Raw genomic sequence first — 20,911 nt, 5'->3', positions numbered from 1 at the left:
CGGAATGATGGGGGTTCAAGCATGTCCGTGAAGATCAAGCGTTCCGTCTATGCCGACATGTTCGGCCCGACCACCGGCGACAGGGTGCGGCTGGCCGACACCGACCTCATCATCGAGGTGGAGAAGGATTTCACCACCTATGGCGAGGAGGTGAAGTTCGGCGGCGGCAAGGTGATCCGCGACGGCATGGGGCAATCGCAGGTCACCAACAAGCAGGGCGCAGCCGATACCGTCATCACCAATGCGCTGATCCTCGATCACTGGGGCATCGTGAAAGCCGACGTCGCGATCAAGGACGGCATGATCTCGGCGATCGGCAAGGCCGGCAATCCCGATATCCAGCCGGGCGTCACCATCATCATCGGCCCCGGCACGGACGTGATCGCGGGCGAAGGAAAAATCCTCACCGCCGGCGGCTTCGACAGCCACATCCATTTCATCTGCCCGCAGCAGATCGAACACGCGCTCATGAGCGGCGTCACCTCGATGCTGGGCGGCGGCACGGGTCCCTCGCACGGCACCTTCGCGACCACTTGCACCCCGGGCCCCTGGCACATCGGGCGGATGATCCAGTCGTTCGATGCCTTCCCGGTCAATCTCGGCATCTCCGGCAAGGGCAACGCCTCGCGTCCCGCAGCGCTGGTCGAGATGATCAAGGCCGGCGCCTGTGCGCTGAAGCTGCACGAGGATTGGGGCACCACGCCGGCCGCGATCGACAACTGCCTGTCGGTGGCCGATGATCACGACGTCCAGGTCATGCTGCATTCCGATACGCTGAACGAATCCGGCTTCGTCGAAGACACGATCAAGGCCTTCAAGGGCCGCACCATCCACGCCTTCCACACAGAAGGCGCCGGCGGCGGCCACGCCCCCGATATCATCAAGGTCGCAGGGCTCAAGAACGTGCTGCCGTCCTCGACCAACCCGACGCGCCCGTTCACGCGCAACACGATCGACGAGCATCTGGATATGCTGATGGTGTGCCACCACCTCGATCCCGCGATCGCGGAAGATTTGGCGTTCGCCGAGAGCCGCATCCGCAAGGAGACCATCGCGGCAGAGGACATCCTGCACGATCTCGGCGCGCTCTCGATGATGTCCTCGGACTCGCAAGCCATGGGCCGGCTCGGCGAGGTCATCATCCGGACCTGGCAGACTGCCGACAAGATGAAGAAGCAGCGTGGGTCGCTGCCGCAGGACAAGGGCAAGGACAACGACAACTTTCGTGTCAAGCGCTACATCGCCAAGTATACGATCAACCCGGCGATTGCGCACGGCGTGTCGAAACTGATCGGCTCGGTGGAGAAGGGCAAACTTGCCGATCTCGTGCTGTGGTCGCCGGCCTTCTTCGGCGTCAAGCCGGACTGCGTCGTCAAGGGCGGCACCATCGTCGCAGCTCCCATGGGCGATCCCAACGCCTCGATCCCGACACCGCAGCCGGTGCATTACCAGCCGATGTTCGGCGCCTTCGGCAAGGCGCGCACCGCGTCCTCCGTCGTCTTCACCTCGAAAGCCGCGGTCACCGGCGGCCTCGCGCGAAAGCTCGGCATCGAGAAGAAGCTCTATGCGGTCCAGAACACCCGCGGAAAGATCTCGAAGAAGAGCATGATCCACAACGACGCCACGCCCGATATCGAGGTCGATCCGGAGACCTATGAGGTCCGCGCCGACGGCGAACTCCTGACCTGCGCCCCCGCCGAGGTGCTGCCGATGGCGCAGCGATATTTCATGTACTGAAATAGCGGCTCAACGCATGTCCCCGGAACATGTCCGGGGACGGCTTTTCGGGTTTTGCGTTCGATCCCGCCTGGTCTAATGTCCCGCCCGGTATCGTAACCTCAGAGAAGAAAAGCCGGGAGGATTTCTCGTGATCTACGTCGTTGCCACCCTGACCATCAAGCCCGAAACGCGCGCCGAATTCATCGCAGCCGCCACCGCCTGCATCAAGGAGACGCGGAAGGAGCCCGGCAATATCGCCTATGATTTGCACGAGAGCGTCACTGATCCCAGCAAGATGGTGTTCGTCGAGCAGTGGGAGAATGCCGAGGCATTGGTGCCGCATCGTGCCATGGAGCACATGAAGACGTTCGGCCGCGTCGCGGTGAAGTGCTTCACGGCGCCGCCGAAGATCGAGGTGATCACGCCCGAGAAGGTCGAAGTGCGGTAACAGGGTAGAAGCGAATGATCCGGGCGACGCAGGTTAAGGGACAGCACCGCTTCACGGAAGCACCGGCGGATACGGTCGTGCTCGATTTCGACGATCGGCACCGCCGCCGCATGGCGATGACGGGGACGCGCGGCCTCGAATTCCTGCTCGACCTGGAGAACGCCGTCGCGCTGCGCGGCGGCGATGCGCTGGTGCTGGAAGACGGAAAGCTGGTCGAGGTGGTCGCTGCGCCCGAGCCGTTGCTCGAGATCCGCGGCCGCGATCCGCACCATCTCATCCGCGTCGGCTGGCATCTCGGGAACCGTCATCTGCCGACGCAGATCATGGCCAAGGCCCTGCGCATCCGTCGCGACCACGTCATCGAGGCCATGGTGAAGGGCCTCGGTGCGCGCGTGGTCGAGATCGAGGCGCCGTTCGATCCCGAAGGCGGCGCTTACGCCGATGCCGGTCATGCGCATGGGCACGATGATCATGCTCATCATGATCACGCGCACCACGGTCACGGTCATCATCACCATGATCACGATCACGACCACCACGATCATCACGGCCATGACCACCATCACCATGATCATGCCGCGCATGACCATGGACACGATCACCACCATCACCACGACGAGCATTGCGACCATCCAGACCATCACCACGGCCACAAGCATGCTCATGACCACAAATGAGCCGGCCAGTGCCCGCGACCTCGCCGAGGGCGAGGCGGCGGCGCTGTACCGGCTGATGACCTGGCTGTCGCCGGCGTTTCCCGTCGGCGGCTTCTCCTATTCCAGCGGCATCGAATGGGCGGTCGAGGCGGGCGATATCACAGACATCGCGACGCTCGCCGACTGGCTCGAGGCGATGCTCGCCGATGGCTCCGGCTTTTGCGATGCGACGTTTCTGGTTCATGCCTATCGGGCCACGGAGGCGGGTGAAGAGGCCGCCCTGAGCGATATTGCCGAGCTTGCCGCGGCCTTCGTGCCGTCGCGCGAGCGGCAACTGGAGACGACCTCGCAGGGACGGGCCTTCGTCGACATCGCCCGGGCCGCGTGGGATGCAGACGGCCTGGATGCCTTGGTCGCGGCATGCCGCGCGCCACTGGTCTATCCCGTCGCGGTCGGCGTCGTCGCAGCGATGCACGGCGTTCCTCTGGCGCCGACGCTGCACGCCTTCCTGCATGCGCTGGTCTCGAACTGGATCTCGGCGGCAAGCCGCCTCATTCCGCTCGGTCAGACCGACAGCCAGCGCGTGCTGGTGAAGCTGGAAGCCAAGGTGGCCGCCACCGCCAATCGGGCGCTGAATGCGACACTGGACGATCTCGGCAGCGCGACGTTCCGCGCCGATCTCGCCAGTCTGCGGCACGAGACGCAATATACACGGCTGTTTCGTTCCTGAGCGTTGCGGCCTTCGATCCAGCAAGAGAGAGCAAGTCACATGTCGAAATCCCACGGCCCCTTGCGTGTCGGCGTCGGCGGCCCCGTCGGATCGGGCAAGACCGCGCTGATGGACTTGCTCTGCAAGACCATGCGCGAGCGCTATGACATCGCCGCGATCACCAACGACATCTACACCAAATGGGATGCGGAATTCCTTGTGCGCTCGGGCTCGCTGACGCCGGACCGCATCGCCGGCGTCGAGACCGGCGGCTGCCCGCACACCGCGATCCGCGAGGACGCCTCGATGAATCTCGCCGCTGTCGCCGACATGCGCGCAAAATTCCCCGGTCTCGATCTCGTGCTGATCGAATCCGGCGGCGACAATCTCGCTGCCACTTTTTCCCCGGAGCTGGCCGACCTCACCATCTACGTCATTGACGTCGCGGCCGGCGACAAGATCCCGTCCAAGGGCGGCCCCGGCATCACCCGGTCCGACCTGCTGGTCATCAACAAGATCGACCTCGCGCCCCATGTCGGCGCCTCCCTGGAGAAGATGGATACGGACGCGCGGCGCATGCGCGGCGAGCGCCCCTTCGTCATGACCAACCTGAAAAAGAGCGAGGGGCTCGACCGCATCGTCGGCTTCATCGAGGCCAAAGGCGGCCTGAAACGGGCGGGCTGACGGACGCGACGACGTTACGCAGGCGCTTTTCGCCGTTAACACCTGGGGCAGAGCGCACCAGGCGGAACAAATTTCGGACACGGCGATTAATTACCTCCGGTGCCCGGGGGAAGGTTAATCCCGGCCAGACCATCGGCCGGACGAATTAAGCTTTTCGGGCGACCCAAGTTGCGTACTGATGCCTCCTCCTTCATTATCTCCGCCACTGGGGTTCACCCTGTTTCGGCACATGGCCGTTCGAGCGGCGTTCATATGCTCCGTGCTTATTGTCGACCTGCTGCTTTCGCCTGAGTAGTCGCGTGGTCCGGCTGGGTTTCATCATCGGTTTCATCGCTCTGCTCGGAGCCTTGCTCTCCGGGCTGGCGGCCTATCGCGTTCACGACCAGGAGCTGGCGCTGGACCGGATCGCGCTCGCGCGGGCGATCGACGTTCATGCCAGCCTCGTCCAGGACCGGCTGACCGAGCGCGAGCTGCTCGCGCGCGTCGCCTCAGGCCTGTTCCGCGCGCCATCGGTGCTCAAGCCGAACATGCTGGAGCCGCTGCGCTCGGCCATCTACGCCTTCAAGACCGATTTCGTGGTGGCCGGTTGGGTCGCCCGCCTTCAGCCGAACGAGCTCGCTGCGGCGCAGGCCGCGATCTCGGCCGCCGGCTTCCCGAGGCCTGAGATCCGCGACTACAACGACAAGCCGATCACCGGCCTCACCCAGCCGATCGACGTGCTGATGGATCTCGAGCCGCGCAGCGACGAGACCAAAATGCTGCCCGGCCGCAGCTATGATCAGGACCCGGTGCGCAGCGCGATGCTCACCCGCGCCCGGGTCGAGAAGAGGTCGGTCGCCTCCGATCCGGTGCCGCTCTTGCATCCGAACGGGCCGATCGGCGTGATCGTCGCAGCTCCGGTCATTCCCGAAGGCGCGACCGTGCCGGTCGGCTTCGTCACATTTTCTTACGAACTCGCATCGTTGATGCTGACCAATGACGACATGTCGTTGTTCTCGGTCGCGCTCAAGGACCCGCGCAGGGAAGGCGGCGAGCTGATCGCCAACGACCAGGGCGTGGTCTCGACGCGCATTGCGGCGGCGGACGGGCCGGCGCCGTCGGCGACGCGCACGGTGAGCTTCGGCGGCCGCGACTGGCAGCTCAGCTACTACGCCAAGACCAACTCGGCGCGGCGCGCAGAGCAGACCGCGATCATCGTGGCCGCGATTGGCTTTGCCATCACTGCGATGGTCTGCGGCCTGTTCGGCTATGTCGCCTACAACAATTTGCGGCTCAGCCGCGAGATCCAGGTGCGGATCGGCTTCGAGCGGCGGCTGACCGCGGTCATCGACGAGCTCAACCACCGGGTCAAGAACATCCTGGCGGTGATCCAGTCGATCGTGACGCGGACGCTGCGCCACGGCTCGGACATCGACGTCGCGCGCGAGCTTTTGATCGGCCGCATCCATGCCATGTCCAACGTGGTCTCGCTGCTCAGCGAGAGCCAGTGGCAGGGCGTCAAGCTGAAGGGCCTGTTCGAGGCGCGGGCCATCCCGCATGCGGATCGCATCGCCGTCACCGGTCCCGACATCGCCGTCAGCGCGCGCGCGGCGCAGAGCCTGTCGCTGCTGTTCTTCGAGCTCGCCTCACATTCCGACGAGGGCCTGTCGCTGGTCGGCAAGCATCCGCACATCACCGCCAACTGGACGGTGACGGGCGAGGCGCCCGACGAGGTCTTCCATTTCCGCTGGGAGGAGTTCAACACCAGCGAGGCGACGCGCCGCCCGGATTCCGATTTCGGCCTGATCCTGCTCGACCGCGTTGCGCCCGAGGCGCTCGGCGGCACCGCCAAGCGCTTCTTCACCGACGTCTCCTATGTCTACGAGCTGACCGCGCCGATGGAGACGGTGGTCGACATGACCGAGCGCGATCGCACCGACAAGATCTCGGCGCCGGTAAGGCCTGTGCGCGGCTAAAGCGCGATGAGATCAGGATGAATCGTCATCGCGCTTTAGCTTGTTGTTTGGGCGCCACCGGCGCCATCGCCGGCGCCACGGCGGCCTCGCGCCCGGGCTATTATCTCGCCCAGGGCAATTGCTACTACCGCTATCCGAACGGCCAGTACGTGCAGGCCGATCCCCGCGCCTGCTACTGACGATCCAGACGAGCTTTGAAGCGAAGAGGCGGGCTTAGGCCCGCCTCTTTTGTTTTGGGGATTAGCTAGCTGCGCCTGTCGCCGCCGGTTCGGCGGCGCACAACAACTGCCTCCAATTATCACTGGCGCATGTCGGCGCTTCGCGCATTCTCAAAAGAAAAAAGTCGGGACGTGATTCGCGGGGGAGTGTGGATATGCTGGATGCAATCCAGGTCAGCCTGGCGCTGTGGGCCATGATCGTGTGCGGCGGGATCAAGCTGGCGCAGTTCGCGCATTGGCTGTTCTAGAGCATGATCCGGAAAAGTGTGCAGCGGTTTTCCGAAAAGATCATGCTCAAACAACGACCTAAAGCGCGATGACGATTCATCCTGATCTCATCGCGCTTTAGGCCTGCTGGCGCAAGGCCGCCGGCAGGTCCTGCCGCTTGGACCAGGAGATGTAATAGGCAACTCCGGTTAGCGCGGCGAAGCCGACGAGGCTCACCGCGATCTGCATCACCATCAGGTTCGGCCCGGTGATCAAGATGAGATGGCCGGCGAAGGACAGGAACACGGCGATACAGAACACCGCGAGCCATTCCTCGCCGCACGTGATCACCGCCTGAAGCGGCCGCCAATTCAGGCCGGGATGATCGGCCGGAATGAGATGGGTCGCGAGGAAGGCGAGCGCGAGGAAATGGACCACGCGATAGGGCGCGAGGTTTTCCTTGTCGGTCGGCGTGATGCCGCTGAGGAAGACGTCCGGCAGGTAGGCGGACAAGGCCGGCGAATGGCGCATCAGCGTGACAGCCATCGCGAAGATGAGATAGACGCCGGCGAGGATCCGCAGCCAGGACATGCCGCGCAGCGCCCGGCCGGGCGCGCCCGTCACGGCGAACCAGCCGCCCAGCACCATCAGCATCTGCCAGCACAGCGGATTGAAGGTCCACTCCTGATCGGGATAGACCCGGAAATTCCAGTCGAACCAGCGCGCCGCCAAATACAGCGCGACCGATGCACCGAGCGTCACGTTCGGCCGCCGCAGCAGCCCCCACAGCACGAGCGGAAAGAATGCCATCAGCGGGATCATCAGTTGCAGCAGGTCGAGGTTCAGCGGCTCCTCCTGCAGCACGAGGCCGCGCACCAGGATGCGCAGCGGGTGCTCGAGAATCCCGGAGATATTGTATTCGTGGATGATCTCCGGCGCCATCGACTGCGATGCGACATAGGCGATGGTGTCGATATAGATCACGAACAGCACGACATAGGCCGCGTAGAGCCGCCAGACGCGGCGGAAGATGCGCGTCGCGGCGACGAGATAGCCGCGCTCCAGCGCCATCCGTCCATGGATGATGGCGACGCCATAACCGACGACGAACACGAACAGGTCCGCGGCGCCGCTGAAGCCGAAATTGCGCAGCGTCAGCAAATTGACGACGTTGTTCGGGATGTGATCGACGAACACCGACCAGTTGGCGATACCGAGCGTCAAATAGAGCCTGGCGTCGTGATGGAATGCGGCGAGGTTCGCCTTAACCGACGGCTTCATTGCTAAATATTTCTTTTGGAATCAGGGCGCTGCTTTTAGCGGCAACCGCCAGCCCGTCCGAGTAGCGTTTGCGTGAGCGGGGCCGGTTTTGTCCCGGCTGGTGAAAAATTGCGCAACGCGAGCCGGCGTGGTGGCGGGCCCGCGCTTACCCCCGCCCGGGACGCAATTTTCGGAAAGAGGGCCGTTCTGTCTTCGGCTTACGAGAGACCTTCCGCGGCGGCGCTGCATGGTTCTGCGCGTGGTTGCAGCGCTTCTCAAGTCTAGAAATGGAAAATCTCCAGGCTGGAGGCCTTCTAGCAGGCAAGGTTGAACCGCTGCGGTACCTCCTTGGTCCGGCTGCATGCATGCGCGGCCGTCGGAATTGGGGAAGTTGCAGTGGGCGTTTTGGAAGTGGGGCGCTGGCGGCTCGTGGGGGCCGTCAGCTCAGTTGTTTTGATCATTGCGACGGGGGCGGCGGCACAATCATCGACGGCGGCGCCCACCGAGCTCAGCCCGGTCACCGTGCAGGGAAGCGCACCTCCGAAAGGTGCGAACGCATCACCTTCGCGCCGAAGCAACGCGGCCCGCGCGCGAACGGTGCGACGCTCGAATGTGCCCGCCGGCGCCGCTGCTGCGGCCGCAACCGAGGCTGGATCCGGAGCAGGCCGCAAGGAAACGGCCTTCGGCCACGTCGATGGCATGGTCGCAACCCGCAGCGGCACCGGCACCAAGACCGATGCGGCGCTGATCGAGACGCCCGTCGCAATCTCCGTCGTGACCCAGGACCAGATCCAGGCCCAGGCTGCGCAGAGCATCGCGCAGGCGGTCCGCTATTCACCGGGCGTGCGCAGCGAGACGACCGGCGCAGACGCGCGCTTCGACAATGTTTATATTCGCGGCTTCCTGGCAGACCAGTACCTGGATTCGCAGCGGATCCTGAACTTCGGCGTGTTTGCCTATCCGATCATCGAGCCCTTCAATCTCGAACGCGTCGAAATCCTGCATGGGCCGGCATCGGTGCTGTACGGCCAGTCATCGCCCGGCGGCATCGTCGATCTCGTCTCGAAGCGTCCGACGCTGGAGCCCTATCACGAGATGTTCGTGTCAACCGGCAGCTATGGCCGCGCGCAAGGGGGCGTCGATCTCTCCGGCCCGATCGACAAGAACAAGGAGTTCCTCTACCGCTTCACGGCGTCCGGCTTCGACGTCAACAGCCAGGTCGACCACGTCGAGTATCAGCGTATCTCGATCGCGCCGTCGCTGACCTGGCGCCCCGACAACGACACCACGCTGACCGTGCTCGGCACCTATCAGCGCGATCCCAAGGCCGGCTTCTACAATCAATTGCCGCCGAATGGCATCGGCACCATCACGCCCTACAAGGGAAGCTACATCCCGACGAGCTTCTATTCCGGCGAGCCGAATTTCGACAAGACCGACCGTACCCTCGGCATGGTCGGATATCAGCTCGAGCACAGCTTCAACAACAATCTCAAGGTTCGCCAGAACGTCCGCTACATGGACCTCAGCACCGATTTCGCGGTGGTGTCTCCCAACGGCAGCCAGACCGATCCGACCAACCTCGCGCGCGGCGCTTTCACGACGCAGGAGGTCATCCGCTCCATCAACGCCGACAACCAGGTCGAGACGAAGTTCAATGCCGGCCCGTTCGAGCATACCGTGCTCGCCGGCCTCGACTACCTCCACGCCACCGACAACCGGCTCAATGGCAGCCTCACGGTCGTCCCCGCGATCAATGCGTTCAATCCGGTTTACGGGGTATCGATCGGGCCGGTGCCTTACACGACGAACGTCCATCAGAGCCTTGATCAGCTCGGCGTCTATGCGCAGGACCAGATCAAGTTCGATCGTTGGGTCGCGTTGCTCGGTATCCGCCACGATTTGGCGCAGTCCCGCACGGAAACACTGACCTATGCGAGCGGCGTCACCGCGATCGCGCCGAAATCCGATACCGCGGTGACCAAGCGCGGCGCGCTGCTCTACAAGTTCGACAACGGAATCGCGCCCTACATCCAGTACACCGAGTCGTTCCAGCCGATTGCCGGCACGACCTTCGCTGGCAGTCCGTTCGCGCCGACGACCGGCCAGCAGGAGGAAGTGGGCATCAAGTATCAGCCCAATGCCAAATCACTCTACACGATCGCGGCGTACAATTTGATCCAGCAGAACGTGCTGACACCGGATACCGATCCGTCCCACGGCGTCGGACAGCGTGTCCAGACCGGCGAGATCCGTTCGCGCGGCATTGAGCTCGAGGCCAAGACCGAGGTCAACCGCGAGCTGACGCTGCTGGCCTCCTACACCTATCTCGACAACGTCGTGACACGGAGCAACACGCCAACCCAGCTCGGCAGGCATCCCGTCGGCATGCCCATGAATTCGGCAGCGGCCTGGGCCGATTACACCTTCCGCAGCGGCCCGCTCGACGGCTTTGGTCTCTCCGGTGGCGTCCGCTACGTGGGCGAGACGCCGGGCACGACCGCCAACACGTTCTACGTCCCGGCCGTGACGCTGTTCGATGCCTCGCTCCATTATGATTTCTCGGCGCTGGGGCCGATGTTCAAGGGCTATTCGGCACAGATCAACGCCACCAACATCTTCGACAAGACTTACGTCACGCTCTGCCAGGACATCGGCTGCTATTACGGCCTGCGCCGCAACGTGATTGCGACGCTGCGCTACCGCTGGTAGAGGAACGGGATGAGCGAGCAGGCCGCCTTCGAGGAACGTGTGTATGAACGCAAGCCCGCACTGCGGCGCTGGCTGTTCGTGCACAAATGGTCGAGCCTGATCTGCACGCTGTTCCTGCTGCTGATCTGCATCACGGGCCTGCCGCTGGTGCTGCGCGACGAGATCGACGGCCTGCTCGACGACGCCTTGCCTTATGCCCAGGTGGCGGAGGGCACGCCCAATGTCAGTCTCGACCGGGTGGTCGAAGCCAGCCGGAAAATGTATCCCGGCGAGACCATCATCTCGGTGTTCGTCGATGACGACGAGCCCAAGATCATGGTGTTCATGGCGAGCTCCTGGGAGGCGTTCAAGGCCAATCGCCGGGCGATCCATTCGATCCGGTTCGACGCCCACACCGGCGACGTGCTGAAGCAGACGAAACCGTTCGGCGAGGACGGGCTCACCTTCCTGCAACTGATGTTGTCGCTGCACCGTGATCTCTTCGCAGGGCTCGCGGGCGAGCTGTTCCTCGGCGCGATGGCGCTGCTGTTCATCGCCGCGATCGTCTCGGGGATCGCGATCTACGGGCCGTTCATGCGCAAGCTTGATTTCGGCACCGTACGTGCGGCCCGGTCGCGGCGGTTGAAATGGCTGGACCTGCACAATCTGCTCGGCGTCGTCACCCTCGGCTGGGCGCTGGTGGTCGGCGCCACCGGCGTGATCAACGAGCTCTCGACGCCTCTGTTCGCGCTATGGCAGCAGACCGACGTGCGCGCGATGCTGGCGCCGCTGCAAGGCAAGCCGGTGCCGCAGACCTCCGAACTGTCCTCGCCGCAGGCCGCCTACGACACCGTGAAGGCCGCATTCCCCGACATGACCACCACCAGCGTGGTGTATCCGGGCGCGCCGTTCGGCTCGCCGTTCCACTACGTGGTCTGGACCAAGGGCAGGGAGCCCTTGACCTCGCGCCTGTTCAGCCCGGTGCTGGTCGATGCCAGGAGCGGCGCGCTGGTCGCCGCGGTCACCATGCCCTGGTATCTGCGCGCGCTGGAGCTGTCGCGTCCGCTGCATTTCGGCGATTACGGCGGCATGCCGCTGAAGATCATCTGGGTGCTGCTTGACCTCACCACGATCGTGGTGCTTGGCAGCGGAGTTTATCTCTGGTTTGTGCGGTCGCGGGCCAGCAGGGCGCAGGAGGGGTCTGCGGCGGCCATGCCGCTGGCATCGCCAGGTGCCGCGGAATGACGGGACGCCGTTCGCTAGCCCTGATCTGGCGCTGGCCGTCGCTGCTCGCAGCCTTGAGCATTTTCGGCCTGCTCTCCGCGTTGCTTGGTCAAACCGGCTTCTGGCTGCCGCTGTCGTGGATCGCGCTGGCGACGCCGCTCGCGGTGGCCGTGGTCTGCATCAACCGCAGCCGGGCGTGACGTCACTCTGCCGGCTCGGCCGAGGCCTCGTCGGATACGCTGGCGCGGCTCGCCATGATGCCGAGTGCGACGCCGCCGATGGCGAGGATCGGCAAGAGCCGCTTGACTCCGATGGCGCGAACGATCTGGAGCCCCGTGGCGAGCAGCATGGGATCAGCAAGCATGCTGTGCGCCGCCGACTTCGCGGCGCGCTCGGCCGCGATGTGGGCTTCCTTGCGCAATTGCCGCTTGTAGGCCCAATAGCTCACCGCCGCGGTCAGGGTCAGCAGGAAGAAAATGCCAGCCCCCGCGAGGCACGCCTGCACCGGACCATATTTCTCGAGCACCGAGATGAACGCCGCCGCGCACAGGAAGCAGGTCGTGATGAACAGCGCGAATGCGGCGCCTGCGGCGAGGGAGGTCAGCCGCACGGTCGTGCCGGCGGAAGCATTGATCCCGTCGATGATGCGCTGAAACATGGCCTTGCTCCTCAAATCCCCACAAGCCGCCGCCGGCGGCGCCACAGCGCGCCGCCGTTATCTCGATTCCGTTCCGCGGACCTTACCGCCGCCAGGCGGCGCCGATCAGGAAGCCGATGCCGAGCGCGAGACCCACGGTCGCGAGCGGCCGCTGCGTGATCGCATCTTCGAGCGTCTCCTCGATCGACCCGTAGGCGTCCTGCGCAGCACCCATCATCGCGCTGCCCCGGTCCGACATGTCGTCGATCGCCGAATCCATGTTCTCGCGCGCCTGGCGGTAGCCGCGTCTGGCCTGCTTGCTGGTGGAATTGGCAAAGGTATTGAGCGCGTCGGTGATCTGGTCGGTGAGGGCGGCGATATCGCTTTTCACGGCTGCTACATCCTTCTCGAGGCGTTCTCTGGTGGCTTTGTCGGTCCAGTCTCTGATCCCGGCATCGGCATTGGGCGTGGACATCAGGAGCTCCGAACTGTTGACGGCTGAGATAGCCGGAAAACGCTTCGTCGCCGGGGAAGTTCCGTTCACGGAAACCGGTCAGTCCTGCGGCAGCTGCGGCGCATCCGGCGGCAGGAGATGCTCCTTCAGGATCAGCGCGACGATCAGGAGCGGCGAGGACAGGAACGCGCCCATCGGCCCCCACAGCCAGGTCCAGAACGCGAGCGCGAGCAGCACGGCGAGCGCATTCAGCGCCAGCCGCCGCCCGATGATGGTGGGCGTGACGAAGTGTCCTTCCAGGAAGGTGATACCGCCGAAGGCGAGGGCGGCAAGCAGGCCGCCGCTGATGGTCGGGAAGGCGACGAGCCCCACCACGACCAGGACGGCGAACATCGCGATCGGCCCGATGATCGGGATGAAGTTTAGGGTTGCCGCCAGTGCGCCGAGGCCGGCGGGATTGGGCATGTGGGTGAGCGCGCAGACGATGCCGGTGGCAACCCCAACGCCGACATTGATGAGCGTGACGGTCAGCAGGTAATTGCCGAGATGGACCTCGATCTCGTTGAGGATCCGCAGCGTCCGCAGCCGCGCGTCGCGGTCGCTGAAGGTCATGATCAGCGCCCGCCGCAGATCGCGCCAGCTCGCGATGAACAGGATCAGCGTAACGAAGAACAACAGGAATTCGGTGAAGGTCGGCGACAGGAATTCCAGTGTCGGCTGCACCCATTCGAATTTCGGCATCTGGAAGCTCGGCAATCCCTCCGAGCCGCCGACCATGGTCTGCAGCTCCCGCCACAGCAACAGAGGCCGGTCGAACACGTGCAGCTTGTCCTTGAGCTGCGCGCCGAGCTCCGGGAGGCGCGAGCTCCATTCCATCACCGGCGAGGCGATCAGCGCGACGACGAAGGCGACCACGGCGGTCACGGCGACCACGATCAGGACGGCGCCAAGCCCGCGCGGCACCTTGCGATTCTCCAGGAAGGTTGCCGCCGGCGACAGCATGGTGCCGGTGACGAAGGCCATCACCACGGGGAGGAAGAACGCCTTGCCGACATAGAGCACGGCCACGATCGCGATCAGGAGCAGGCCCGCGAGCGCGAAGGCAACGAATTCGGTGCGGCGGATCACCGGCGGCAATTCGCTATGGCTGTCGGGGAGCGGGGCGCCTTCGCCGTTACCGGAAATCAGACGTTCACTGGGAAGGACGCGCACAATATCTCTCTCCCGCACGGAAGCTTCCGCGCGCCCACTCACTGTTGATCGTCCAACGCCCCGGTGGGGCTGCGGTTCCATCGCGGCTTCGTGAAGTCGTGCTCGCTTGACTGTGACGTTGCCGTCTCAACAGGCGGCGGAACTTGAGTCGCGTCGACTGCGTTTGTTGGAAAGCCGCATCACCCTGATGCACACATCCAACGGGGCAGCACATGACAACGTTTCTTGCCGTCCGTCGCCGCTTCTCGCCGCGCGCCGTAACCGCTTTTGCCTTTGCGACAGCATTGCTGACGGTGCCGTTCGGCGCCGCCAGCGCGCAGACCTACGGCTATGCGCCGATGCAGCCGCAGCTCTATCCGCAAGACCAGAGCTATTCGCGAGGTTACGCCAGCCAGGGCTATGTCACCGGCGAGCCGCAGGCGACGGATGAGGACGCCGCGCTGCCCGATCGGCTGCGCAAGCAGATCGTCAGCTTCGACCGCGGCGAGCCGGCCGGTACCATCGTCATCGATACCGGCAATACCTATCTCTACTACGTGCTCGGCAACGGCCGTGCCATCCGCTACGGCGTCGGCGTCGGCCGCGAGGGCTTCACCTGGTCGGGCGTGCAGAGCGTCAGCCGCAAGGCGGAGTGGCCGGATTGGCATCCGCCGGCCCAGATGATCGCGCGCCAACCTTATCTGCCGCGCTTCGTCGCCGGCGGCCCGGGCAATCCGCTCGGCGCGCGTGCGATGTATCTCGGCTCGAGCGAATACCGCATCCACGGTACCAACGATCCCACCACGATCGGAAAGTTCGTCTCCTCCGGCTGCATCCGCATGACCAATGAGGACGTCATCGACCTGTTCAGCCGCGTCAATATCGGCGCCAAGGTCGTGGTGCTGCCGAAGAACGCCCCGCTGATGGCCAAAGGCGGCGACCCCGTTCGCAAGCGCCCGGCGATGACGACGCTGCCGTCGGGCCGGCAGGCGCTGAACATGCCGACGTCGACCGTGAACTAAGAGTACGAGAGGTCACATGATCAGACGTTCGATCGGCAAACTGGCCGGTGGCGCGGCGGCGTTGTTCGCCGTCGCCTCTCTCGGCCTCGCGCTGACGCCGTCCGCGCATGCGGAGGATTTCTTCTCGGCCTTGTTCGGCGGCTTCCGCATGCGTCCGCCGCCGCAGATCCGCGTCCCGTTCCCGAACGACGACATGCCGCGCTACGAGGCGCCGCGTTCGCGCGCCAGCTATGGCGGCGGCACGGCCTATTGCGTGCGCGGCTGCGATGGCCGTTACTTCCCGGCGCAGGGCAACGATGCCGAGAGCAAGGCGCAATCCTGCAAGAGCTTCTGCCCGGCGTCCGAAACCTCGCTGGTTTATGGCAGCAATATCGACGAGGCGACGACAGAGAACGGAAAATCCTATTCCGACCTGCCCAACGCCTTCCGCTATCGGGGCGAGCTGGTTGCCGGCTGCACCTGCAACGGCAAGGATCCGGTCGGGCTCGCCCAGGTCAAGGTCGAGGACGATCCCACCTTGCGCAAGGGCGACATCGTTGCCGGCGCCGACGGCCTTGTCGTCGCCAACCGCAACGCCAACGACCGCCACGGCGTCGCGATGAACTTCTCGCCACTGCCGCAATCAGTCCGCGCCAAATTCCGCCAGGTGCCGGTGGTGGCGAAGGAGTAGGGCGGGCATTGGCTGAGTTGTCGCGATAGCAGCCCAACAAAGATTGTCGTCCCGGACAAGCGAAGCGCAGATCCGGGACCCATAACCACAGGAAGAAGTTTGGCGAAGACTCGGAGTTAGCAGCTCTCGCCAAACTCCTCCCTGTGGTTATGGGTCCCCGCGTTCGCGGGGACGACAGCGCGCTTGTCGTGCCAGCGTGGCCTAGGCCGCCCGAATCTTGCCCAGGAAGTCGCTGACCTGCTGGCCGAGCTGGCGGCTCTGCGTCTCCAGCGTCTCGGAGGCCTGCTTGACGTTCTCGGCCGCACCGGCCGCGGTGTCGGCGTCGGCCTTCACGCCGGTGATGTTGTCGGAGACGTTCTTGGTGCCCTGTGCCGCGTATTGCGTGCTGCGGGTGATCTCCTGCGTCGCCGCGCCTTGCTCCTGCACGGCGGCGGCGATGGCGGTCGCCACTTCATTGACCTCGCCGATGATGCCGCCGATCGCCTGGATCGCGTTGATGGCATCGCCCGCGACCTTCTGGATGTCGGCGATCTGCTCGGAGATTTCCTCGGTCGCCTTGGCAGTCTGGCTCGCCAGTGACTTTACCTCGGAAGCGACCACGGCGAAGCCGCGGCCGGCCTCGCCGGCGCGCGCCGCTTCGATCGTGGCATTCAGCGCCAGAAGATTGGTCTGCGCGGCGATGGTGTTGATCAGCCCGACCACCTCGCCGATGCGGCCTGCGGATTGCGCCAGCCCCTGCACGGTGCCGTCGGTCTCGCGCGCCTGGTTGACGGCACGGCTGGCGATGCCAGCGGCATGGGCCGCCTGCTGGCTGATGTCGTTGATCGAGGCCGACAGCTCCTCGGCGGCGGCCGCCACACTCTCGACGCTGGTGGAGGCGTCGTTCGACGCCTTGCCCGCGATCTCGACGCGCTCATTGGTCTTTTGCGACACCGCGGAGAGGTCGCCCGAGGTCTTGCGCATCTCGCCGGAGGCTTCGCTGAGCTCGCCCAGCGACTGGCGCACCACGCCCTCGAACTCGCCGACATAGGCCTCCATCGCGCGCTGGCGGGCGGCAGCGCCGGCATTGCGCTCGCGCTCCTGCGCCTCGATCTTGAGCTTGTCGATCGCCTGCTGCTTGAACGTCTCCAGCGCACCGGCGAGCGAGCCGATCTCGTCGTGGCGGTCGAGATAGCCGCTGTCGACGCTGAGATCGCCGCCGGCGACTTTGAGCATGGCGTCGCGAATCCGGTGCAGTGGCGTGATCACGCGGCGGCTGACCGCCAGCATGGCGGCGCCGGTCAGGACGATGGCGGCCACGAGCAGCGCCGTGTTGATGATCAGCCACTGGACCGCGGCCGAGCGCTGAGCCGCGGAATGATCCTTGGCGGCCTCCAGCGCCGCATCGGCGAGCTTCACCGCGGTCATCATGCGGGGCACCGAATAGGGGCTCCACTGGTTGGCGGTCATCGACGGCTTCTCGCCCTTGGCGATCGTCGTGATGATACCGTCGCGCGTGGCGGCATATTGCGGGTCGAAATAGGTCGACTTGGTTTCGCTGATCGCGGCGCTGAGGGCCGGCGGTAGCTGCATGCCCGAGGCGGCCAGCTCGATTGCAGTCCAGGCGGCGTCGGTGCCGCCGACGAATTTGGTGTAGGCCAGCTGCAATTCGGGCGTAATCTTGCCGCCTCCGAGCGCGTTGCCGACGATCTGCGAGGATTCGCCCGCATTGCTGCGCAGCAGCCAGGCCATCTGCTTGATGGTCAGGAGCTGGTCGATGGTGGCGTCCTGGTGGTTGACGCTGGCGGCGAGTGCGCCGGCCAGCTTTTCGAGCTGCACCATCAGCGTGTCTTCGGTTGCGACATATTCCTTGGCAAGACCGGCGCGGCGATCAGCGCGGGGCTTGACGGCCTCGGTCCAGAACTCGGCCTGCTCGGCCAGCAGCGTCTTGTTCAGGGTGCCGAGATCGGTGAGGAACGCCTCACGCTGGACGAGGTCGGTCGTCGGCAGGATCTCGAGCGTGCGGGCCAGCGCCGGCATCAACGCCTGGCGGATGTCGCGGATGTATTTTTCGATGTCCTTGTCCATCGGGACGTCGGAGGTCAGCTGGCGGTTGCTGGTCGAGCGGTCGGCCCGGATATTCGCCATCGCCTTGAACACTTCGGCCGAGGCGGCGGAGACCGCGACGATCCGGTTGGCCTGCTGCAGCCGGCCCCATGAATTCCACGCGCTGATCGAGAAGCCGATGACAACGACGAGCGCGGTGGACAGGATCACCGCCTTCAGCAGCGTGGAGACGGTCAAGCGGTTGAGCATCGGACACCCCGGTATGCGTTTCGAAGTTCGTGGCCCTGAACGGCGCCCCCACGAACCTCGAACGACCAAAGGGATGCACGTAGATGCGCATGCTCTCGGGCAGGCGCTCGATGCGCATTTGGCCTGAAAAGGGTAAAAACTTAGACAGTGTTCCCGGGGTATAATTACGGGGCCTTAGCATGCGGCGCTTGCGCGGGCTCGCATCATCGGTGTTCGGCTCGCATCGCCGGTGGTTGAAGCGACGCCGCCCCAATCTCCGCCGTCGTCCCCGCGAACGCGGGGACCCATAATGGGTCCCCGCGTTCGCGGGGACGACAGCGAGTTTGTGGCGCCAGCGTGCCCTACGCCGCGCGGATCTTGCCGAGGAAGTCGCTGACCTCGTGGCCGAGCTGACGGCTCTGGCTTTCCAGCATCTCCGAAGCCTGCTTCACGTTGTCCGCGGCCGCCGCAGCAGCGTCCGCATCCGCCTTGACGCCCGTGATGTTGTCCGAGACGTTCTTGGTGCCCTGGGCCGCGAATTGCGTGCTGCGGGTGATCTCCTGGGTCGCCGCGCCCTGCTCCTGGACGGCGGCGGCGATGGCGGTTGCGACCTCGTTGACCTCGCCGATGATGCCGCCGATGGTCTGGATCGCGTTGATGGCGTCGCTCGCTACCCTCTGGATGTCGGCGATCTGACCGGAGATTTCCTCCGTCGCTTTCGCGGTCTGGCTGGCCAGCGACTTCACCTCGGATGCGACCACCGCGAAACCGCGTCCGGCTTCGCCGGCCCGCGCGGCTTCGATCGTGGCGTTGAGCGCGAGCAGATTGGTCTGCGCCGCGATGGTGTTGATCAGACCCACGACCTCGCCGATGCGTCCTGCGGACTGGGCCAGCCCCTGAACCGTGCCATCGGTCTCGCGGGCCTGGTTGACGGCGCGGCTGGCAATGCCCGCGGCATGGGCCGCCTGCTGGCTGATATCGTTGATCGAGGCCGAGAGTTCCTCGGCGGCGGCGGCGACGCTGTCGACGCTCATCGAGGCGTCGTTGGAGGCCTTGCCGGCGACCTGGACGCGGTCGTTGGTCTGGCGCGACACCGCGGAGAGATCGCCAGAGGTCTTGCGCATCTCGCCGGAGGCTTCGCTCAATTCGCCCAGCGTCTTGCGCACCGCGCCCTCGAACTCGCCGACATAGGCTTCGACCGCGCGCTGGCGTGCGGCCGCGCCCGCATTGCGCTCGCGCTCGTGCTCCTCGATCTTGAGCTTCTCGGCCGCCTGCCGCTTGAAGGTCTCGAGTGCGCCGGCCAGCGCGCCGATCTCGTCCTGGCGGTCGAGATAGCCGCTGTCGACGGCGAGGTCGCCGCCGGCGACCTTGAGCATGGCGTCGCGGATGGTGGTGAGCGGATGGATGACGCGGCGGCTGACCAGCATGATCGCGCCGGCGGCAAGTCCGATGGCGAGCGCCAGCAGCGTGAGCTGCACGATCAGTGCGCGTTGAGCCGCGCTGCGCTGGTCCAGCGTATGGCTCTTGGCGGCATCGAGCGCGGTCTCGGCCACGGCCACTGCGCCGGCGAGGCGGCCCACCGTGACCGGGGTCCATTGGTTCGCCGTCATCTCGGCCTTTTCGCCATTGGCAAGCGTATTGGCGAGGCGATCGCGAAGCGCCAGATATTGCGGATCGAAATAAGCGGTCTTGACCGTCGCCATGGCGGACGACAGGGCCGGCGGCAGCTGCATGCCCGAGGCCGACAATTCCAGCGCCTTCCATGCCGCGGCCGTTCCGCCGACATATTGGGTGTAGGCGAGGCGGGCCTCCGGCGTGATGCGGCCGGCATTGAGCCCGGTCGAGATGATCAGCGAGGCTTCACCGCCGGTGTTGCGCAGCAGCCAGGCATTCTGCTTGATCGACAGCAACTGGTCGATCTCCGCGTCCTGGTGGTTGACGCTGGCGGCGAGGATGTTCGAGAGCTTGTCGAGCGTCTCGAGCAGGCCCTGCGTCGTCTCCATGTACTCTTTCGGCAGGCCGGCACGACGCTGGTCCTTGGGCTTGGCGACGTCCTCCCAGAACTGCTTCTGCTCCTCGGTCAGCAGCTTGTAGAGCCGCGACAGCTCCGGCACCAGCGTGCCGGACTGCGGAAACTCCATGGCAGGCAGCAGCTCCAGCGCGTGTCCCATCGCCGGCATCTCGGCGTCGCGGATCCCGCGCAGATATTTCTCGATCTCGGGATCCATCGGCTCGGTCGCGTTGAGGAGCCGGTTGGTGCTCGAACGGTCGGTGCGCAGATTGTGCATCGCCTTGAACAGATCGGCGGAAGCGTCCGCGATCTGCGAGATGCGGTTGGCGGTCTTGAGGCGATCCCAGGACTCGTAGGCGGTGAGCGAGAGCGCAATCACCACGCAGGCCGACGTGATCGCGATCACCGCCTTCAGCAGCGCGGATACAGTCAGACGATTGAGCATCGAAATCCCCCCAAAGTCCCATTTCCAAAGGTCGTGAAGACGCCCGGCAACATCGAAAACATTGGGCGCGCAGATCGGCAATTGCGTACCGTTTGCGGCTCGGAGCCCGAACGGTTTCCGCATCTGAAAGGAAAAGGGTAAAGTTTTAGGCAGCCGGCCGCACTGTAGAAATACGGAATTACCAGAAGTTGTAATGGGTTGGCCGGATGGAACCGGCGCGCGAGATCGGCGTTGGGACTACCGTTGGCAATTGGCCTGAAGGGGGCCTCGCAATGCTGGTCGGCGTACTCGTCACCTTTCTCGTCGTTATTCTCGTGCTTTATCTCATCAACATGCTGCCGATGGACGGCCGCGCCAAGCAGATCGCGCGCGTGATCGTGATCATCATCGGCATCGTGTCGTTGTTGAAATATCTCGCGGTGTTTTAGCGAGAGCG

General features: G+C 64.8%; 19 protein-coding genes. 13 read left to right on the top strand and 6 right to left on the bottom strand.

Annotated features, from left to right (window positions below):
* Positions 1 to 21 precede the first annotated feature (21 nt).
* The 7 genes from ureC to FOM02_RS21780 all read left to right on the top strand — a co-directional run bounded on the left by ureC (position 22) and on the right by FOM02_RS21780 (position 6,350).
* Positions 22 to 1,737: an urease subunit alpha gene (ureC, locus tag FOM02_RS21810; RefSeq protein ID WP_027561189.1), complete on the top strand. Its 1,716-nt coding sequence runs from the start codon at positions 22 to 24 to the stop codon at positions 1,735 to 1,737.
* Positions 1,738 to 1,867: 130 nt separating this feature from the next.
* The gene (locus FOM02_RS21805) at positions 1,868 to 2,167 is read left to right on the top strand and encodes a putative quinol monooxygenase (RefSeq protein WP_027561188.1); all 300 of its coding nucleotides are present in this window, start codon (positions 1,868 to 1,870) and stop codon (positions 2,165 to 2,167) included.
* Positions 2,168 to 2,181: 14 nt separating this feature from the next.
* Positions 2,182 to 2,844: an urease accessory protein UreE gene (gene ureE, locus FOM02_RS21800; protein WP_027561187.1), complete on the top strand. Its 663-nt coding sequence runs from the start codon at positions 2,182 to 2,184 to the stop codon at positions 2,842 to 2,844.
* Entirely contained in the window at positions 2,825 to 3,553 is a 729-nt protein-coding gene (locus tag FOM02_RS21795) for an urease accessory protein UreF (RefSeq protein ID WP_265442200.1), read from the top strand. The genes ureE and FOM02_RS21795 overlap by 20 nt, the downstream gene beginning before the upstream one ends.
* Positions 3,554 to 3,592: 39 nt before the next feature.
* Positions 3,593 to 4,216 (top strand): urease accessory protein UreG, encoded by a 624-nt coding sequence (gene ureG, locus FOM02_RS21790; RefSeq protein WP_008131868.1) that lies wholly within the window; start codon positions 3,593 to 3,595, stop codon positions 4,214 to 4,216.
* A gap of 299 nt (positions 4,217 to 4,515) precedes the next feature.
* The gene (locus FOM02_RS21785) at positions 4,516 to 6,171 is read left to right on the top strand and encodes an HWE histidine kinase domain-containing protein (protein ID WP_027561185.1); all 1,656 of its coding nucleotides are present in this window, start codon (positions 4,516 to 4,518) and stop codon (positions 6,169 to 6,171) included.
* 17 nt (positions 6,172 to 6,188) lie between these two features.
* Positions 6,189 to 6,350 carry a hypothetical protein gene (locus FOM02_RS21780; RefSeq protein WP_265442306.1) on the top strand — a complete coding sequence of 54 codons (162 nt, stop codon included), beginning with the start codon at positions 6,189 to 6,191 and terminating at the stop codon, positions 6,348 to 6,350.
* 384 nt (positions 6,351 to 6,734) lie between these two features.
* On the opposite strand, the gene FOM02_RS21775 is transcribed toward FOM02_RS21780, so the two are convergent.
* Complete coding sequence (locus FOM02_RS21775) at positions 6,735 to 7,877, bottom strand: OpgC domain-containing protein (RefSeq protein ID WP_027561183.1); 1,143 nt, start codon at positions 7,875 to 7,877, stop codon at positions 6,735 to 6,737.
* 576 nt (positions 7,878 to 8,453) lie between these two features.
* Here FOM02_RS21775 and FOM02_RS21770 point away from each other — a divergent pair.
* The 3 genes from FOM02_RS21770 to FOM02_RS21760 are packed head-to-tail and all read left to right on the top strand — an operon-like array spanning position 8,454 to position 11,971.
* Positions 8,454 to 10,568 (top strand): TonB-dependent siderophore receptor, encoded by a 2,115-nt coding sequence (locus tag FOM02_RS21770; protein ID WP_231164211.1) that lies wholly within the window; start codon positions 8,454 to 8,456, stop codon positions 10,566 to 10,568.
* A gap of 9 nt (positions 10,569 to 10,577) precedes the next feature.
* The gene (locus FOM02_RS21765) at positions 10,578 to 11,792 is read left to right on the top strand and encodes a PepSY-associated TM helix domain-containing protein (RefSeq protein ID WP_051378228.1); all 1,215 of its coding nucleotides are present in this window, start codon (positions 10,578 to 10,580) and stop codon (positions 11,790 to 11,792) included.
* Positions 11,789 to 11,971 carry a hypothetical protein gene (locus FOM02_RS21760; RefSeq protein ID WP_051378226.1) on the top strand — a complete coding sequence of 61 codons (183 nt, stop codon included), beginning with the start codon at positions 11,789 to 11,791 and terminating at the stop codon, positions 11,969 to 11,971. The genes FOM02_RS21765 and FOM02_RS21760 overlap by 4 nt, the downstream gene beginning before the upstream one ends.
* 2 nt (positions 11,972 to 11,973) lie before the next feature.
* Here FOM02_RS21760 and FOM02_RS21755 read toward each other — a convergent pair whose 3' ends face one another.
* The 3 genes from FOM02_RS21755 to FOM02_RS21745 form a co-directional block, all read right to left on the bottom strand.
* On the bottom strand, positions 11,974 to 12,429 hold the full coding sequence (locus tag FOM02_RS21755; RefSeq protein ID WP_027561179.1) for a hypothetical protein: 456 nt from the start codon (positions 12,427 to 12,429) through the stop codon (positions 11,974 to 11,976).
* Between the two features lie 82 nt (positions 12,430 to 12,511).
* Positions 12,512 to 12,883 carry a DUF883 family protein gene (locus FOM02_RS21750; RefSeq protein ID WP_027561178.1) on the bottom strand — a complete coding sequence of 124 codons (372 nt, stop codon included), beginning with the start codon at positions 12,881 to 12,883 and terminating at the stop codon, positions 12,512 to 12,514.
* 78 nt (positions 12,884 to 12,961) lie between these two features.
* Positions 12,962 to 14,074 (bottom strand): AI-2E family transporter, encoded by a 1,113-nt coding sequence (locus FOM02_RS21745; protein WP_027561177.1) that lies wholly within the window; start codon positions 14,072 to 14,074, stop codon positions 12,962 to 12,964.
* Between the two features lie 212 nt (positions 14,075 to 14,286).
* On the opposite strand from FOM02_RS21745, the gene FOM02_RS21740 reads away from it, so the two are divergent.
* Positions 14,287 to 15,075, top strand: coding sequence for a L,D-transpeptidase (locus FOM02_RS21740; protein ID WP_027561176.1), 789 nt, complete (start codon positions 14,287 to 14,289; stop codon positions 15,073 to 15,075).
* A gap of 16 nt (positions 15,076 to 15,091) precedes the next feature.
* Complete coding sequence (locus tag FOM02_RS21735) at positions 15,092 to 15,745, top strand: DUF2865 domain-containing protein (RefSeq protein WP_027561175.1); 654 nt, start codon at positions 15,092 to 15,094, stop codon at positions 15,743 to 15,745.
* Between the two features lie 201 nt (positions 15,746 to 15,946).
* On the opposite strand, the gene FOM02_RS21730 is transcribed toward FOM02_RS21735, so the two are convergent.
* Together FOM02_RS21730 and FOM02_RS21725 are read right to left on the bottom strand one after the other, a co-directional pair.
* On the bottom strand, positions 15,947 to 18,040 hold the full coding sequence (locus FOM02_RS21730) for a methyl-accepting chemotaxis protein (protein ID WP_027561174.1): 2,094 nt from the start codon (positions 18,038 to 18,040) through the stop codon (positions 15,947 to 15,949).
* 341 nt (positions 18,041 to 18,381) lie between these two features.
* Positions 18,382 to 20,475: a methyl-accepting chemotaxis protein gene (locus FOM02_RS21725; RefSeq protein WP_027561173.1), complete on the bottom strand. Its 2,094-nt coding sequence runs from the start codon at positions 20,473 to 20,475 to the stop codon at positions 18,382 to 18,384.
* A 272-nt stretch (positions 20,476 to 20,747) separates the two neighbouring features.
* Here FOM02_RS21725 and FOM02_RS21720 point away from each other — a divergent pair, with 272 nt between their 5' ends.
* Complete coding sequence (locus FOM02_RS21720) at positions 20,748 to 20,903, top strand: Thivi_2564 family membrane protein (RefSeq protein WP_008546817.1); 156 nt, start codon at positions 20,748 to 20,750, stop codon at positions 20,901 to 20,903.
* Positions 20,904 to 20,911 lie beyond the last annotated feature (8 nt).

Origin of the sequence: Bradyrhizobium sp. SEMIA (assembly GCF_014844175.1) — a bacterium.
GTDB lineage: Bacteria > Pseudomonadota > Alphaproteobacteria > Rhizobiales > Xanthobacteraceae > Bradyrhizobium > Bradyrhizobium arachidis.
The sequence above is the reverse complement of the archived record's forward strand: the minus strand, read 5'-3'. Positions and strand labels throughout refer to the sequence as shown.